The organism is Rubritalea squalenifaciens DSM 18772 (genome assembly GCF_900141815.1).
Lineage (GTDB): Bacteria > Verrucomicrobiota > Verrucomicrobiia > Verrucomicrobiales > Akkermansiaceae > Rubritalea > Rubritalea squalenifaciens.
The window spans coordinates 226,599-244,136 of record NZ_FQYR01000005.1 but is presented as its reverse complement, the minus strand read 5'-3'; the positions used below and the strand labels follow the sequence as shown (position 1 = coordinate 244,136).

At 52.0% G+C, this 17,538-nt stretch carries 14 protein-coding genes and 1 pseudogene; 4 read left to right on the top strand and 11 right to left on the bottom strand.

The window, feature by feature from the left end; all coding sequences use genetic code 11:
• Nucleotides 1-4: 4 nt before the first annotated feature.
• The 7 genes from BUB27_RS14335 to BUB27_RS14305 form a co-directional block, all read right to left on the bottom strand.
• Nucleotides 5-2,962 carry a 3-keto-disaccharide hydrolase gene (locus tag BUB27_RS14335; protein ID WP_143184547.1) on the bottom strand — a complete coding sequence of 986 codons (2,958 nt, stop codon included), beginning with the start codon at nt 2,960-2,962 and terminating at the stop codon, nt 5-7.
• A 28-nt stretch (nt 2,963-2,990) separates the two neighbouring features.
• Nucleotides 2,991-4,973 (bottom strand): c-type cytochrome, encoded by a 1,983-nt coding sequence (locus tag BUB27_RS14330; RefSeq protein WP_143184546.1) that lies wholly within the window; start codon nt 4,971-4,973, stop codon nt 2,991-2,993.
• A 210-nt stretch (nt 4,974-5,183) separates the two neighbouring features.
• Nucleotides 5,184-5,837, bottom strand: a complete 654-nt coding sequence (locus tag BUB27_RS14325) for a PEP-CTERM sorting domain-containing protein (protein WP_159434976.1) — start codon at nt 5,835-5,837, stop codon at nt 5,184-5,186.
• A gap of 95 nt (nt 5,838-5,932) precedes the next feature.
• Nucleotides 5,933-7,480 carry a FecR domain-containing protein gene (locus BUB27_RS14320; protein ID WP_143184544.1) on the bottom strand — a complete coding sequence of 516 codons (1,548 nt, stop codon included), beginning with the start codon at nt 7,478-7,480 and terminating at the stop codon, nt 5,933-5,935.
• Between the two features lie 15 nt (nt 7,481-7,495).
• The gene (locus tag BUB27_RS14315) at nt 7,496-8,077 is read right to left on the bottom strand and encodes a sigma-70 family RNA polymerase sigma factor (protein ID WP_143184543.1); all 582 of its coding nucleotides are present in this window, start codon (nt 8,075-8,077) and stop codon (nt 7,496-7,498) included.
• A gap of 107 nt (nt 8,078-8,184) precedes the next feature.
• The gene (locus BUB27_RS14310; protein WP_159434975.1) at nt 8,185-9,708 is read right to left on the bottom strand and encodes a tetratricopeptide repeat-containing sulfotransferase family protein; all 1,524 of its coding nucleotides are present in this window, start codon (nt 9,706-9,708) and stop codon (nt 8,185-8,187) included.
• An 86-nt stretch (nt 9,709-9,794) separates the two neighbouring features.
• Entirely contained in the window at nt 9,795-10,589 is a 795-nt protein-coding gene (locus BUB27_RS14305) for a PEP-CTERM sorting domain-containing protein (protein ID WP_143184541.1), read from the bottom strand.
• A 316-nt stretch (nt 10,590-10,905) separates the two neighbouring features.
• On the opposite strand from BUB27_RS14305, the gene ychF reads away from it, so the two are divergent.
• The 3 genes from ychF (at nt 10,906) to BUB27_RS14290 (ending at nt 13,723) form a co-directional block, all read left to right on the top strand.
• Nucleotides 10,906-12,021: a redox-regulated ATPase YchF gene (gene ychF / locus BUB27_RS14300; RefSeq protein ID WP_143184540.1), complete on the top strand. Its 1,116-nt coding sequence runs from the start codon at nt 10,906-10,908 to the stop codon at nt 12,019-12,021.
• A gap of 121 nt (nt 12,022-12,142) precedes the next feature.
• Nucleotides 12,143-13,105, top strand: coding sequence for a glycoside hydrolase family 5 protein (locus BUB27_RS14295; RefSeq protein WP_143184539.1), 963 nt, complete (start codon nt 12,143-12,145; stop codon nt 13,103-13,105).
• Between the two features lie 123 nt (nt 13,106-13,228).
• A complete protein-coding gene (locus tag BUB27_RS14290; RefSeq protein ID WP_143184538.1) occupies nt 13,229-13,723 on the top strand; it encodes a lactoylglutathione lyase family protein in 495 nt (164 codons plus the stop codon).
• Nucleotides 13,724-13,792: 69 nt separating this feature from the next.
• Here BUB27_RS14290 and leuC read toward each other — a convergent pair whose 3' ends face one another.
• Nucleotides 13,793-15,193 (bottom strand): 3-isopropylmalate dehydratase large subunit, encoded by a 1,401-nt coding sequence (leuC, locus tag BUB27_RS14285; RefSeq protein WP_143184537.1) that lies wholly within the window; start codon nt 15,191-15,193, stop codon nt 13,793-13,795.
• 168 nt (nt 15,194-15,361) lie between these two features.
• Here leuC and BUB27_RS14280 point away from each other — a divergent pair, with 168 nt between their 5' ends.
• The gene (locus tag BUB27_RS14280) at nt 15,362-16,156 is read left to right on the top strand and encodes an MlaE family ABC transporter permease (protein WP_234991761.1); all 795 of its coding nucleotides are present in this window, start codon (nt 15,362-15,364) and stop codon (nt 16,154-16,156) included.
• On the opposite strand, the gene BUB27_RS14275 is transcribed toward BUB27_RS14280, so the two are convergent.
• From BUB27_RS14275 to BUB27_RS19285, 3 genes and pseudogenes are all read right to left on the bottom strand, one after another.
• A complete protein-coding gene (locus BUB27_RS14275) occupies nt 16,157-16,894 on the bottom strand; it encodes a copper homeostasis protein CutC (protein WP_143184536.1) in 738 nt (245 codons plus the stop codon). It abuts the gene before it with no gap.
• Between the two features lie 117 nt (nt 16,895-17,011).
• A complete protein-coding gene (locus tag BUB27_RS14270; RefSeq protein WP_143184535.1) occupies nt 17,012-17,272 on the bottom strand; it encodes a hypothetical protein in 261 nt (86 codons plus the stop codon).
• 60 nt (nt 17,273-17,332) lie between these two features.
• Nucleotides 17,333-17,500: pseudogene (locus BUB27_RS19285) on the bottom strand (redoxin domain-containing protein); the annotation flags it as partial.
• Nucleotides 17,501-17,538: the final 38 nt, after the last annotated feature.

Here is a 17,538-nt window from a genome sequence, read left to right as displayed (position 1 = left end):
CTGGCTACTTGCCAAGCTTGTGAATCGTCATCCAAGTCGGGAAGAAGACTTCATCGCCCTCCTCGGTTTCTACATCGATGTCGAGCTTAAGCTCGTGCACCGGCTTGAGATCCTTCACTTTGATGAAGACGGACATTCCGTCGTCTGACAGTTTAGCATCGGTCACCTCCATCTTGGACCAACCCTCGCCGCTGCCATCGATCTTATATTCTTTGGTACCGTACTCACGCCCCCAGATTATGTTAGCCGCCTTGATTGCGTAGCTTTCAGGATCTGCGGCTAGCTCATCATCGAGCTTGAAGTTGAAATTTAACTTCAAACCACCTTCCTTAGCCTCGACTGAAGTCAGTGTATTAAACTTCTTACCTGTGTAGCGAATACGGTCGATTCCACCTAGCTCTGCAGCATTGGTCTGCCAGCCGCGTAAGCCGCCCACATAGAGTTGGCCATCTGCAGGATTGAAACGGGCACGCATCGCAGAGGAAGTCAGTCGCACTGGAATCTTCACTACCCCTCCTTGAATCTGACCATCCACCGTCTCATGATAAACGGTGTAGATAGAGCTCGTTCCGTAGGAGCAGTGCAGCATCTGGCCTTTCGGCATGCCCCACTTGTCATTCGGAACCCAGATCTGGCAGCCATTGGAATTGTCCACGTCACGAGGAAGCCAGGCCAGAGGCTTGGGCATCTCACTTGGGTCGTGCTTGTGACTCTTGTCTTCCCAAACCACAGTCTTGAGCTCCTCTTTCTTATTGTAGGTGTTTACCACACCACCAAAGTAACCTGGGGTGATCCAGTGGATTGGGCAACGGGGAACAAAAGTTCCTTCGTTGTCACCAGCAGTAATCTCTCCGTTAGGACCTACCCCCATACCATTGGGTGCACGCAGACCGGAGGCAAACTGCTCCAGCTTGGATCCATCCTTGCTGATTTTCAGGATACTACCATTCATGGCAGCGATACGCTCGAAGCCACGACCACCGGAGCGGACTGGGGAGCCTTGTACGAACCAGAAGTTACCGTCCTTGTCGTTCTTCAGGTCGAAGCTGAAGATGTGGAAGCCCTTGTTAATCGGCCAGTCATTGTTGAAGCACTGAAAAAAATCAGTCTCGCCGTCTCCGTTCAAATCGACGTGCTTGGTGATCTGGTCATTGCCGAGAGTGTAGATTTCATCATTCACAATCGTCAAACCGAGTGACTCATGTAGGCCTGTGGCAATGAGCTGGTACTTGAGTTCGCCGAGATCCTGATCAATGCCAGTCGCCTTCCAGAGATCTCCGTCCCAAGTGCAGAAAGCGAGGCTCTTCCCATCGGAGAAGAAATCGAAACCACCCACACGCAGCTTCTTGCCGAAGGGATTTTTGTTAGGCAGTGTCAGGCGATCCACCACATAAGAGTCCTTCTTGTCAGAGATTTGACCTTTGGTGATGATCGGTTGGTCTGTCTTGTAGCGCTGAGGTCCACCTTTGAGCATGGAATCCAGTGGCTTGAGTCCAGCCAGCACCTTCGCCAAACCTTCTGGCGCAGCTTCACCCTTATTCACCACCACTTGCACCAGCTTCTCAGCGTTATCCGCTGGTACGCTGAGCAGAAGCTTACCCCCTTTATTCTCAAGGGTAGCACTGCCACTCACTGTGAAAAAGACATCACCCACTTTGGCAGTTTTCCCACCCTCACCGAGACTCACATCTGTCGCGTCTGCCAGGACTAGTGTCTTTGCCTTCTTCAGCCCGCTGAACTTCAGTTCTCTAACCAAAGCTACTGCTGACCCCACATCCAACTTGGCCGCGTGATCCAACACGTCTGCCTCATCCACACTATAGGAAAAAACAACATCTTTCCCGCACACATAGTAGCCCTTGAACTTCGCCCAATCCTTCGGAAGCGTTCCCAATGGAGGCGTGCCACCACCTGCACGAGGGTCATCCCATTTGCCGTCAGGAGATAGCCAGCCCGGAGCGTTCTTGGAGGAGAAAAGCGCTTGGGTCTCATCCCACACAGGTGTTGCACCATGACCGGACTGGAATGGCAGGCCTTTGAAGGCTACACCTCCACCATTAAGCCAAGCACCGGAAAGCTGCATGGTATCTGCATTGAATACCACTCCTGTATCTCCACTGTCCAGAGCCACTACGTAACCACGGTTCACATCGTAAGCTCCGTTCTTGGCAGAGAGCACAGTCGCCACTACCGGGCCATTGCTCTTGTAGATGTCATTCCTGAACTTCTCCTCTTTGCTAAAGGAAGCTTTGGCTGTGATCGGGCGGATCTTGATATTACGGTAGGCGACCTTGTCACCGTGATCCTGTAGACCAATGACACCTTTTTTGAAGGTACCGAATGCCTTGTTATTCTTAAACTTGCTGTTAGCGAGCAGGGTGTCGTTCCAGGTTTCGTCACCCACCGTGTAGGTATAGAGCTTCTGGCCGTTGAACCAGTGGGTGAAGGTGCCGTTCTCGCAGACGATCTTCACTTTATTCCATCCGTCCTTGTTCATGACCTTCTTTCCTTTGGGAGGAGCGATCATATCATACAGAGCCGCGGCCGAATGCTTGCCCGTATCATCGGCCGTATCATTCATCACCTGCATCTCCAGAGCTCCTTGCCAGATTGCCCCCTTGGAACCCGGGTTCACTCGGAGCAGAATCCCACTATTCCCCTCAGACTTCCATTCAAGCTCAAGCTCGTAATTTTCATAGGCGGGAGCAAAGTAAATATCCTCACCAGCCGGCTTCACCAGTTGAAGTTCACCATTGACGGCCTTCCATGCCCCCTCTTTGAGATCCCCCTTTGTTTTCCAACTTTTGACTCCCTGTAAGTTTTCGCCATTAAAGAGTAACTTCCATCCCTGCACCTGCTCCTCTTCAGTTAGGGGAACCGGCTGTTTCGCTAGCAGCATGGATGTTGTGCTGAGTGTTAGCCCGGTCATGGCTAACATCATCGTCTGAGTCATATTGTTCATGTATTGAGTCTAGTAATGTGTTTAGAAATTATTGATCGAGAGACTTCATCCATTGCAGGATGGCCTCCATTTGCTTCTGCCCGTCACCGTCCAGCGGCTGGGCAAGGGTGGTGGTATTATCCTCCACAAAATATTTTGGCATGATCGTCAGCGGATCGATACGACGCGGATCTTTCATCCAGCGATGATAATAGTCAGTTCTAAGACGCTGACCAGCATAGAGAAGATTTACTCCCGGCGCTTCAAAAACCGCCACAGGTTTCGCCTCCGCTGCACCGTGACAGGCGGCACAACCAAAACCACCCTGCATCCCGAAAAGCGTCTTACCCGGCTCATCCTTCGCAGACACCTCTACTGTCTCTGGCGTCACTCCATACTGCGCAGCCAAGCCTTCTGCCAGGCCTTTGGCCCGGCTATGATACTCCGGCATACGCTGTTTAAGCCAAGGACGGGTACGGTACTCCAACTCTCCCTTGAATAGTTTTTCCATCCAATCCGCCCGCAGCTTCTCACCAACGAAGGTGAGATCTGGCGGTGTTGTCCCGTGGCCACCCTGCTTATGCTCTCCAGCTGCATAGGCTGCCGAGAGAGGGTGCACATGTCCTAGTCTAGCAGACTCACCATCCTTGGTGTGGCAGGCAGCGCAGTTGAGGTTCTCAAATTGCCTGGAAGCGTATTCAGCCCGGTTGTTGTTGATCAGTGAGCGGACCGCCTGCTCGCTATTCATGAAAGCAGCCAAGGCCTTCTTTTCTGTATCTGTCAGCTTATACTTCGGTCCTTTGCCTTCTCCACTGAGGCAGCCTTTGACTCCATTCTTGGCCAACTCAGCGAGCGCCGTGAAACCTGTCTTTGAGACAGCATCCTCAGGAAGCCCGTCATGGCAGCTTGCACAATGCGCAGCTTTGACCAGCTCCTTACCCTTGGCGACATCTGCTGATCCAGTTGGTTTGTTCTCAGCCTTATCCAGCCCCCTAACAAAGGCAGCCAGATCTGAGGCCTCCTTGTCGCTGAGGTTAAAGTCGGGCATACGTGTCGAGGCATGATGCTTGCCCGGCTCTTTCAGGAAAGCAGCCAAGGCACCCGGTTGATATTTTCTTCCGGCGTTAAAAAGCTCAATCGGCTTGCCATCACCCCACTTCGCTAGGTCCTGCCCCTGCTCTGTCTGGTGGCAGGAGATACAGCCCAGCTGATGAAACACCTTACCTCCAGTAGCAGCATCACCTTTCGGCAGCTTGGCCTGACTATCAGTCTTCAAGGTACCCAGATAGGCTGCCACAAGAGCAGCATCTTCCTTATTCTCCACAAGCTTGGGCATACGAGCGTGATGGCGCAGAGCACTCGGATCCATTACCCACTCGGCCAACCAATGTTCATCCAGTCTACTGCCAACACCCGCAAGCGAAGGCCCCATCTCGGAGGCTTCAGGCATTCCCTTACCTCCCTCATGACAGGCCGCACACTTCATTTCGGCGAACAAGCCGCGTCCCATGCGAATGAGCTGCGACTGCGCCACCTTCTCATCCGCTTTGTAGCCTAACAGCGCGTGTGGCACAGGCTCCTTGGCAAAATCTCTCCCCCTCCACATCAGGCGGAAGCTACCAGCTCCCTCGGCACCACTCTTGTAGACAATCTTAACGGGCACCTCTCCACTGCTCAGACGCAAGCGCTTGGTCTCCTCATTGCCTAACTTCCCCTCTTCCTTCAGCACACTCTCTCCGTCCACGAAGAGCTCGGCTGAACCATTACCTTCAAACGAGAAATAAACCCGGCTGCGTTTGTCGATTTTCAAATGGCCCTCCCACACGGCCTCGTACTGGCCAGCAGGGAGCAGAGCACTTACTGACTCCCCTTTCTGGACAGTAAGCGCGGCTTGACGGCTCACGCGCACATCACTGGCTGCTCCTTGCTGCATGGTTAGCTTGAGCCCGGATGCATCATCAGCAGCAACCTGAGCGATTGCCTGGCCTCCTAAAAACAAGGAAAGCGCGATAGGGTAAATAGAATTCTTCATGTGTTTGAGTATGCAGATACTTTAGAGTGCGATAAATTATCTGAACAAACCGATACGCAGACTGCAACCCAATCTTTCAGGCTAGAGATCAAGGAGCACATACAGCCTGCATTCTAGTGATTTTGCACAGTAAAAAATAAAACAAGGTGGATGCAACCATTGGCCCATAGCCACATCCACCAGATCCTTAAGCTCTGAGGGAATGGAGCGTTACCTACGACGCTTTAAGACAAGACCTATTCCACACAGGCCCAGCATCAAGCTACTTGAAGGCTCTGGAATAGCAGCAAAAGGAGTATCTCCCCCATAGTATACGGAGATGCCTGTGTAATCGACCGTGTTATTATTTGAGTTACCTCCACGAGCTTTCACGAATGAAATATCATCGGAGTAGCCCCCTGTAGTTCGTGTAGCATCTTGCAGAGCGCCCACCTCAGCAAGTGAGAGATTTGGATCAATCCATAAGGTCGCCAGGTCCGTTGTTTGGTCAACCTTTAGCACAACCAAGTGAGCAACACCCGGTGTGATGGTTACACCTGACAGTGTCTTTCCTGCTCCTGAAATCACAAACTCGGTATTCCCAAATCCTTGTCCAGCTCCAGCATGCCCAGTGTCTCCCGCAGTTGAGCCAAATTCGATGATATTAAATGAATCGGAGCTCGTCAGTGGGGCGTCAAAGGTCATCGTAGCCACCACATAAACGGCAGAGTCTCCAGTAATAGTCACTCCGAGATCTTGGCTTACGTTGTACGCCCCAATATTATCGAGCGAGTCAGATAAATTGATTACTGCTCCATGTGTCACTCCCATCATAGCTACGGCGAAGAGAGCTGACACACCTTTGGTGGTTTTGTTCTGCATCATGGTATTTTGTGTTTGGTTTTCGCCGCTGCCTATACGCACCGACACACTCATACAGACGCTTCACCATTCGGTTACGCTTCTTTCTAAAAAAAGATTTAGTCCGCCAACGGCAGAACAGCCCCCCACGAGAGAGCCACCCTCAGCTCATCAAAGAGCGTGACATAGCCCTTTGCTCCTCCAGAACGTAGCATCAGGCTATCAAAATCAGGAGATCCTTGATGCCGATGAGTGGGTTTTAAATCATGCTCCAGAGCATCCAAGGGGGGATCCATGAAAATATCCGTCACCTGTCTGGTCCTATCAATCCTGATCACAAACAAGTGAACATCAGTATCCACTTCTTGCGGATAGCGCGTCTGTACGGATGATTCCTCGTAGCGTGAGCCAAATTGTGTCACTGGGCTCAAATCTCCAACAAACAGCTTTTCGTTATAAGTATCATTGTAGAGCAGAAACCCTCCAAACGAGTGACCGCTTTTCACCTCGGGCACCTTCATCAGAAAACTCATGTAGATGACTCCTTGGTCAGGCAAGTCCCCCTCCTTGAAATAAAGACTGTTTCCAATGTGTCCAATTCCAACGGTTGAGAACCCTCCTCCTTTGCTCAGCAATTGCTTCCCATGATTGCGGTATTCCAGACCTTGTCCCAAATATATACCACGGCCTTTCCAACGCTCGGCACTACCCGTACCCATGAATGGCTCATCCTCTCTTTCACCATCCTTGTAGCCAACAAAGCTCTCCTCCAGCCTCAACATTCTCGGGTGATCACTGGAATCATTCGGGTCATTCCCATAGAATCTCTCCACCACATCACTCACCCCATCTCCATCACTATCTTTCAATGTTGGATCCAGGGGCACATTGAGTCTGTTGGCCAGATAGTCCGTGCTGGACAGCTTCCCGTCCTTGAGAATACCTGCCTGACCTTCGGCCAGCTGAGTCACCTGATCATTCACATCAGCCTCCACTAGGCCCTCGTTCACATGAATCTCTGTACCCAGCTCTGTGCCTGAAGTCGTCACAAAGCGTGTACCTAGGTCGATCACTTTGCCTTCGTCGGTCTCAATGGTAAACCCATGAGCATACTCAGGCGCGTAGGTCTGAACCCTCCCTTCGTAGAGATAGATTCTCATGGCATCATCGATCCTGAAGCGCGCCGGGCCATTCACCTCCAAACTAGCGCCCTTCCTCATCGCTATTCCCACACGTGCTCCCTCAGGGAGGCTAATCTCACCGGCTTGTAAAGGAGCCCCAATTCTTAAGCCCGCCTCATCTGCGATAGGATTACTATCGGAAACCGTGGCTAGATAACTTTCACCAGACACAGGAACAGACGCCTCTTGATTGGTGAGGAACATGATAGTCCCGACGGAAAAGGCGACAGCCGCAGCCACCGCCAAGGGCAGCTTGCACCTTTGCAAGAAAGTCACTTTGCCGGCTGCTTCTGTAGGTGCTGGCATTGACAAGCCCGCTTTCAGATCAAGCGACGACTCCACCATCAAGGCCTCGAGATAATGCTCCATCTGTTCCGGAGAACTCTCGAGCGCAGCACGAAATTCACGAAGTTCCTCCTCCGTGACATCTTCACGCTCGATGCGGTCGATCCATTCTTGCCAGTCCCTGTCCATGTCTTCACTCATCTTACAGCCAGATTCTTATTTGGTTCCGCCTAAATCTTCGCCTTTTTTCAACAGCTCATGAATACGGCCGCTGATGCACTTTTTCAAATTCGCTCGCGCCCTGAAAAGCTTCTGTTTCAGCGCTCCCACCGTAGTCGACCAATCTTCTGCCACGTCTTGTAGAGAGCGACGCTCCTGATATCGAGCATCGACCAATGATCGAGCCTCCTCCGGCAAATGCGGAAGACAGTCCTCCAGCGCGCGCAGGTAATGCTCCATGTCATCCGCCTTGGTTTCAGCATGGTCCGCGATATTTTCAATCAACGCAGACTCCAGAGCATCCCACTTCACCTTCTTGTACTGCTTCAGATAATTGAGGCATTCAAAGCGGGCCACGGTAAAAGCCCAAGCCTTGAAATTCGTCCCTTGCACGTAATAGGCACGCTTCCGGAACAAGACCATATTCACGTCCTGGAGTACATCCCTAGCATCCTCTGGATTAAAAACCATGGAGCGAATAAAGTAATAGAGTTTCTCCTGATGGTCAGCCACAAGCCGGTCATACTTCAGCTCTGATGCTGAAGAGTACTTCGAGTCTCTGTGATTACCCTGGCTCATGATATGCGACTAGCTCATCACCGGATGATAAGCCCAAAGACACTACGCCCTTTAGGACCAGTCTATGTCAATAGCGCTCTGTCATCGACTCCAAACAGCACTCTGCCCTATGCATAATCCAATCGCCCTAACAAGTCCGACATTTCATCCCAGTGGGACTCGAAAGCGAAGGCATAATTTTTCCAGCGCTCCGCGGACTTGCGATGAATAGGCTGGGTAACCTCCAAATAAGTGGGTGAATTCAGTTCGCGGTACGCAGCCACCTCATGACTCCAGTCGAGCTGCATGGCGTTCAGAGCATTCTTAGAAGTCCCCTCAAGATCATCAATCACGGACTCGTAGCGCACTTCTACTGCTTGCTCTGCAGGCATGCGATCCCTCAAATCAGCCCCCATCGAAAGTTCCGCGTTCACATAGTCCACTGTCCTAGCTGCATCCAGGAAAGATACACTTACAGCATTCATGGGAAGAAATCGCAGAAAACAACTGACTGAAATATCCCTCGGATCTCTGGTGGCAAACAGCACCTTGGCGTGCGGAAATAGCTTTAGAAATACAGGTACACTCCCTGATGCAGAGGGGTTCTTATCCAGCAGCACTTGAGTTTCGTGGCCTAATTTCTGGTGATTTCCAAACAAGCTCCAATAGCTCGCCCTCAATTCAGAAAGTCTTCTCTCCGGGCATGATTCCAGAGCTTCCTCTCCGGTACAATCTGGAGCTGCATCTTTGAAATAGGCTCCACAGAGAAACCTTGGGAAGATATCCAGTTCATCAAAAGATTGAATTTGCGGGTGCGCCCCCAAAACCCTCTCTAACAAAGTAGTTCCAGACCTCGGGCAACCTGTTAGAAAAACTGGCGTTTTATCAGTCGCTTGCACTTCGCTTTGCCAGCTACTGACAAGCTCAGGACTCAAAGCTCTCACCAGAGTCTTATGTCGCTCACGCCATAATGCATTTTGCCCATCCAATCCTTTCGCGATAGGGCGCAACTGATCTTTAGCGTATAGAGCATACTGGTAGGCACCACGATAGTCCTCCTCTTTATCTGCCAGATTAGCTAGCTCGTAGTAGGCCTGTGCTCGATGATAGGGATGAGCCTGACCATCTTCACTGACTGCCGCATAGAGACTCTTGGCCGTTTCCCACTCACCTCTCCTGTACTGTAAGCGAGCATGCAAGAGTTTCAAGGGTGCTACATCCGGATGCCGGGCAAGAGCCGGAGCCAAGACACTCTCAGCCCTATCCAGCTGGTGACGTCTCTCGTGGTATATCGTCAGCTCAATCACCGACTCCAGGCATTCAGGATGCTGGACCGCCTTGGCAAAACACTCAGCAGCTAAGTCCGGCATATAAGCCATACGGTAACTCTGGCCCAGTCGCTCCAGCCCCTGAGGAGATTTTTCCAGTACTCTGCTCGCACGCGTAAGCAAAGCGGAAGCCTCTGGAAGACGGTGGGCATTTCCCAGAGCTCTTGCAGCATCCAGCAAGGCCATGAGATTACGTGGATGGCGCTTTGCCGCACGCTCAAAAAACTCAAGTGCCTTTGCTGGCTCATCGTTTTCCCAGAGATAACGCGCCTGCTGAAGCTCGGGTAGGTCAGCTTCAGTCCAATGAGCAGTTCGGCGATTCACAGGCGGCATAAGTCTATCTATAGAAGAAAAGGAGCCACCCTACAACAAGGATGGCCCCTACATCACGCATAGTGGAAGTCTTCGATTTAACGGCGTCTTCTCAGAAGGAAACCAACTGCTCCGAGGCCCAAGAGAGCCGTACTACTCGGCTCCGGTACTGCTGCGATATCCACCACTACTTGGTCTACGTACCAATCGTTCGAACCGCCTCCCGCATGCCCTGTACCAGCAACAAAATCCACAATCACAGATTGCGCAGTCGTCGGCACAATCGCCTGGATTTCGTAAAGTGCCCAGTAGTCTGGATCCGACTCAGCCGTACCCGTGCTGCCGTTCACGAGGAAATCTGCGGTAGTAACCTGATTGGTGGTTACACCCCGGTCCAAAGTGTAAGTAGCAAGAGCTGTCCCTGTACCATCCGTGGTATCGAAGAAACGAAGGCGGGTAGCTACGGTATTATTGTCTCCAGACCAGCCTGCCATCCATGAACTGAAGGCAAATTCAACAGTTCCATTTGCCAACGCAGTCAGGGTCGCCCCGTCCAGCGCCGTGGTCAGATTGACGGTTTGAGATGCATTACCCAGACCTTTGAAAGTATCTGTCAGAGCATCATCTCCTAGGACGATGTCATCATTGATACCATAATTCTGATCGCCCACTTCAGATAATTTAGGGCCTTGAGTACCATTGTAGGAATGCTTGTAGAGATGCATGGAGCCCCAGCCGGAAATATCCACGGTGCCTCCGTTTGTTCCCAATGCTGATCCGCTATCATTATCGAAGTCGGAGTTAACGATGACGTTTGCAGCGCTCGCAATGCCCACAAACGACGTCGCACTTAGCATTGCAGCCAAGCCTAGTGAGGGTGTTGTTTTAGTCATTTTTCTAAGTGTTGTTACATACGGGCAAGCTCATGAACTTGCCGCTTTTAGCTGAACACACCATGCCTGTTACCCAAAGATCGTTACTATAGCTTTATGAGCAACCAGCTCGCATAATCCAAACCCCGACAACACATTTATCATCACCCACTTACTAAAGATAACAATCTCCCCCCGAACAACGACCTCCATGATTCTGAGCTCTTCAAATTGGATTACCCCCTGGGCGGGCACTAATGGGACAAATGCTTCACATTAGCTCTCACATGTCATTTAGAACTTGCAAGTTCCGTAGGTCAATCTAGCCTCCCGCGCCATGCTCCAGGCAGGAATCGTAGGCTTACCAAACGTCGGCAAATCAACTCTATTTAATGCAGTTACGCGCACCCGCAAGGCGGAGGCAGCGAACTACCCGTTCTGTACCATCGACCCGAACGTCGGCGTCGTAACAGTACCGGACGAGCGTCTCCAGGTTCTCAGTGATCTTTCAGGCTCCAAGAAGCTGGTTCCTACGGCTATTGAATTCGTGGACATTGCCGGTCTCGTAGAAGGAGCTTCCAAGGGAGCTGGTCTCGGCAACAAGTTCCTCGCAAACATCCGTGAGGTAGACGCCATCGTTCAGGTCATCCGCTGCTTTGAGAACGATGACATCATTCACGAACTTGGTTCCGTGGATCCTGTCCGCGACATCGAGATCATCAACTCTGAGCTGATTCTCGCGGACATCGCAGCCATGGATAAGCGCCGTGACTCCCGTGCCAAGAAAGCCAAAGGTGGCGACAAGGAAGCCAAGGCCGAAGTGGAGCTTATCGACAAGCTTCTCCCACACCTCAACGAAGGCAACCCAGCCATCACTCTCGAACTTTCCGACGAAGAGAAGAAGCTCCTCAAGGACTTCTTCCTTCTCACCAACAAGCGCTCCATCTTTGCCTGCAATGTTTCCGAGGACGAGCTTGCCGACGCCGTCGCCGATCCAGACTCTCACCCAATGGTGGCCAAGGTACGCAAGTACGCTGCCGAAATGCACGGTGCCGAAGCTATCGTGATCTCCGCCCGTATCGAAGAAGAGCTGATGGATCTCGATCCAGAAGAAGCCAAGGACTTCCTCGCTGACATGGGCGTGACTGATTCCGGTGTCTCCACCCTCATCAAAGGAGTATACCACCTGCTCGGTCTGCGCACGTTCCTCACCACAGGTGTTCAGGAAACCCGCGCTTGGACTATCATCGCTGGCGACAAAGCACCTCGTGCAGCTGGCGTGATCCACACCGACTTCGAGAAGCAGTTCATCCGCGCAGAAGTTGTTCACTACGACGACTACGTGAAGCACAAGACCATCGGTGCAGCCAGAGAAGCAGGCGTACTCCGCGCTGAAGGCAAGGAATACGAAGTAAAGGACGGCGACGTCATCAACTTCCTGACTGGTGCGTAAGCACACAAGCTAAAGAACGATTTCAACAAGCCACGCTCTGCAAGGAGCGTGGCTTTTTCGTGTATGTAAAGGAGTAAGCGTGCGTAACCAGTTGCCACGATCAGAACGATAACATAATCCCATGCTCCGCCTCCTCTCTCTACTCTTCTGCAAGCTCCTCTGTTTCTCATCCTCACAAGCCGGAGTCGTCTCCAAGCACGGCCGTCTACAAGTCAATGGTAGCCATGTCACCAATGAGAAAGGAGAGAAAGTCTCATTAGGAGGCAGCTCTCTCTACTGGAGTCATTGGAGTGCTGGCTCCAAATTCTACAACCAGTCAGCCGTGTCCCATCTTGCCCAACAATGGAATGCCAGCATCGTACGTGCCGCGATAGCCGTGGAGAAAAAAACGGGCTATATCAACAAGCCAAGTGAACAACTCAAGCTACTCGACAGCGTGATTCAGACCGCAGTCACTGAGGACATCTATGTGATCATCGACTGGCATACCCACAAGGCAGAAAAATACCCCCAACAGGCAGAGGAATTCTTCAGCCGTACGGCCAAAAAGTATGGTCACCATCCTCACGTCATTTATGAAATTTTCAATGAGCCCATCCAACAAGATTGGGCTGAAGTGAAGGCCTATGCGGAGCCAATCATTCAGGCCATCCGCATGCATGACCCGGACAACCTGATTATTGTCGGCACCCCATTCTATTCCCAGCGCGTAGTAGACGCCGCCAAGTCTCCTCTCCTGGACAAGAATCTCGCCTATACGCTCCATTTCTATACTGGCACCCATCAACAGAAACTTCGCGATACCGCGCTCCAGGCCATGGAACTGGGTGCTCCACTGTTTGTTACCGAATGGGGAATAACCAAGGCTGATGGTGATGGAGGTGTCTACGCTGAGGAAGCCAGACGATGGATGAAATTCCTGAGACAGAATGGTATCAGCCACTGCCACTGGTCCATCGCCGACCTGAAAGAAGATTCTGCTTCAGTCCTCCACAAGGCAGGCCTTGAGGGACTTCTCAAGAACCAGCTCACCCCCGCTGGAAGATTCTACCGGAAGAATTTTCATGACTGCTCTGAGAAATAACCGTACCAAACTGTCACATCAGCTAGAAGCCTACAACTTCTAGAGTCTTCTAATTAGAACCAACAACTATTTGATGGAGAGTTAAATATAAGTATATTCTGGGGTTCTCTGTTCAAAGCCATCATGAAAAAATTCCCCAGAACCTTTTCCCACATCGGGCTCTCCGTTCCCGATATCGACCAGGCTGTCTCATTCTACTCCGAGGTGATGGGATGGTATCTGATCATGAAACCTACCGAGATCATTGAAGATAAGGACACCGCCATAGGTCAGATGTGTATCGACGTGCTAGGCACCGGGTGGGAATCCTTCAAGATCGCGCACATGTCTACGGGTGACAAAATCGGCATCGAGCTTTTCGCCTTCAAAAAGAACGAAAGACCCAAGGAATTCGATTACTGGAAGACCGGCACTTTCCACTTCTGCGTACAAGACCCAGACATTGAAGGACTGGTCAAGAAGATCGTCGAGCATGGCGGAAAACAACGTATGCCTATCAGGGAATACTATCCCGACGAAAAACCCTATAAAATGGTCTACGTAGAGGATCCCTTCGGAGTCATTTTCGAGATTTACACCCACAGCTACGAGCTCACCTACTCACAGGGCGCTTATTAGCAGTGTCACACCCACAAAAAAAGCCGGAGGCTTCCCTCCGGCTTTCTCATTTAAAAATCTATCCGTTGATTAGAAGTCGCGCACGTCGCTGACCTTGCCTGTAACGGCGGCGGCCACGACCATGGCTGGGCTCATCAGGATGGTACGGCCAGTCGGGCTACCCTGACGGCCTTTGTAGTTCCTGTTTGAAGAGCTGGCACAGATCTGGTCACCAACTAGCTTGTCCGGGTTCATGGCCAGACACATGGAGCAACCTGCTGCGCGCCACTCGAAACCAGCCTCGCGGAATACATCGGCGATGCCCTCTTGCTCACACTGGTGTGCAGTGATCTGGGAACCGGGAACGGCAATGGCCTTCACACCCTCGGCCACCTTGCGGCCTTTGAGGATCTTGGCGGCCTCGCGGAAGTCAGAAAGACGGCCGTTTGTGCAGCTACCGAGGAAAGCCACATCGACTGGAATCTCTATCACTGGAGTACCAGCCGGAAGCTTCATGTAGTCCAGCGCCTCCTGAATGCTTGCGCGCTGCTCAGGAGTCTCTGCTTTTTCTGGATCTGGAATCAGCTCGGAAACACCTACACCGTGGTCCGGAGAAATACCCCAGGTCACAGTCGGCTCAATGTCTGCGGCATTGATGTTCACCACATCGTCGTACTCAGCGTCTGCGTCAGAGGCGAAGCTCTTCCAGCGTTCGATAGCAGCATCCCACTCGTCTTCCTTCGGAGCATATGGACGACCTTTAAGGTACTCGAAAGTCGTTTCATCAGGATTCACGTATCCGCAGCGTGCACCACCTTCGATGGACATGTTACACACGGTCATACGCTCTTCCATGGTCATGCGGTCAAAGACATCGCCACCGTATTCGTAGGCAAAGCCGATACCGCCCTTGGCACCGAGCAGGCGGATGATGTGCAGAACCACATCCTTCGCATAGACTCCTTGCTTAAGCTCGCCGTTCACATTGATGCGGCGCACCTTCAGTTTGGCCATGGCCAGAGTCTGGGTGGCAAGAACGTCGCGCACCTGAGTGGTACCAATACCGAAAGCGATAGCGCCAAAGGCACCGTGGGTCGCAGTGTGGGAGTCACCACAGACGATGGTGGTACCCGGCTGAGTGATCCCCTGCTCTGGTCCGACCATGTGGACGATGCCCTGCATCCCTGTGGAAAGTGAGAAATACTTGATGCCGTACTGCTCCACGTTCTTCTTCAGCTCATTGATCATGGCCTCAGCAAGAGGATCGGCAAAGGGCTGGATCTGGTTGTCCGTAGGCACAATGTGGTCCACGGTCGCAAAGGTTCGCTGTGGGTATTTGACGGTGAGACCTAGGTCACGGATCATTCCAAATGCCTGAGGTGATGTCACCTCATGGATCAAATGAGTGCCAATGAACAACTGCGTACGTCCATCGTCCATCGTGGCGACGGTGTGCGCATCCCAAGTCTTTTCGTAAAGAGTCTTACCCATAATGATATCCGCTCTTCCCGCGAGCGGTGCGGGAACATGCACAAGTTTGCTGACAAAGTCAAAATCCGATAGTGACAGAGTTTCCAATAATGCAACAAGCCTTGCCCGAGTGGGGTGAAATTCAACAAAATACTTGGGATTCCTTAAATTCAGGCCTATAAAAATGGCGTGACCTTACTCAGCACCATTGGCACTCCAGTCCTTGCCTTTCTCAATTATCTGGGAGAGCTCACCGCGCTCGCCAAGGAGGTCGCTGTCTCCGCCATGCGTGGCAGGCACCGCTGGCAGCAATACATGCGGCAGGTGGCAGAGATCGGTTACCGCTCCCAGCCGGTGGTCATTGTCACGGGCGCCTTCACGGGCTCCGTTCTGGCAGCCCAGGCGCTATTCCAGCTCACCCAGATGAAGATGGAAACACTGGGCGGAGCCTTGGTAGCCGTGGGAATGCTCAGGGAATTGGGTCCCACCATTACGGGCCTGATGCTGGCTGGCCGAGTCGGCGCCGCGATGGCTGCGGAGATCGGCACCATGAAAGTGACCGAGCAGGTCGATGCCCTGCGCTCCATGGGAGTCCACCCGATCGACTATCTCGTCACTCCCCGCTTCGGAGCCATGGCAATCTCCATTCCCCTGCTAATCGCCGAATCCTCAGCCTTCGGCATCCTGGCGGCCACCTTCGTCGGCACCCAGATTTTTGATGTTTCCATCGCTCACTGGATTCACCACATGAATGGGCACACCGCCTTGGTCGATGTCCTTGTCGCCATGGTCAAAGGTCTCGTCTTCGGACAGTTGATCGTGCTGATCTCCTGTCACCAGGGCCTCAAGGCGAGCAACGGAGCTGTCGGCGTGGGTAAGGGCACCACCAGTGCGATGGTGCTCTCCTCTCTGGCCATCCTAATCTTCAACTTCTTCCTGACGATGCTGCTGAACATCATGTTCCCGCTCGGCTTCGCCAAATAATCAACTTTTGGCCTGCTCTACGATGTTTCTCACGGTGGCTTCATCGGTCACCTTGATCACATACTCGCGCCCCTCGGACGCCGCCCCCATGGAACAGCCGTCATTGCGTACTTCCATTTTGCTGAAAATCTCTTGGCTGGCAGTCGTATGCACTTCCATCACACCCGTTTTTTTCACCAAGGCCGCCACATCTCCTTTGGAGACACCGCCACCCGGCATGATGGAAATTCGCCCATCTGCTTGCTTCACCAAATCAGCAATCACTTCAGCTCCTGCATGAACATCAGCCTTCCCTCCTGAAGTCAGCACGCGGGTAATACCCAGATCAATCAGCTCCTCCAGAGCGATACTCAGATCCACAGTCATATCAAAGGCCCGGTGGAAAGTGACTTCCAAGCCCTGAGCTCGCTCCAGCATGAGCTTGGTAAACTCTTTATCGATCGTCGCATCCTTGTTAAGCGCACCAATCACGACCCCGTCGACTCCTAATGCACGCGCCGCCTCAATCTCCTCAAGGCAGACCTGTTTTTCATCCTCATCATAGAGGAAATCCCCTCCACGAGGACGGATGATCACCATGAGTCCCAGACCACACTTCTCCTTCACCTGCTTGATCATTCCGTATGAAGGAGTGGTTCCACCCTCCACCAGATTGGCACAAAGCTCCACCCGGTCGGCTCCTCCAGCCTGCGCAGCCAAGGCACTACCCACACTATCGATACATATCTCTACTTTCATGCGCGAGGCTTACCACAAGACATCATAGCCCCAAAGAAAAACCGTCGCCCAGTAAAGGACGACGGTCTGATACTATCGCACTAAGAACCTACCTTTGTGCTTTTCACTAACGCGGTACTACTCGCTCAGCTTTAACAGTTCTTCAACTAATTTTTTTGCGGCTGGACGTACTTTTTTCACCCCGTCCAGCTTGGCTTCCACACGGCCATCTATACCGATAATGTAAGAATCAAACCCCTCTTGACTATAAACCTTAGTTTGGGTTGCACCTAGGTCATCAAGCAACTGAAAGGAAGCCTTGGTTCGCTTGGCTGTCTTCTGAAGACCTTCCACCCCCTCCTTCTCCTCCCGGAAGACTGAAATCACCTCAGCATCCATCCCTTTGATGGTGTCATACTCGCGACGCAGCTCGACCAGCTGCTTTAGACAGAACGGTCACCAGTGACCTCTGCTGAAAACGAGAACAACTTTCTTTTTGCCTTTGTAGTCGCTTAACTTGACCACTTTACCGTCCTGATTTTTCAACTCAAAGTCAGGTGCTACTTCACCCACCTTCACTTCTCCAGCTTGAGAGGCTGCGCTCAACAAACTGAACAACCCAAGCATTAAGACCCTCTGCATCTGTTTCACTATCGTCTTCATAT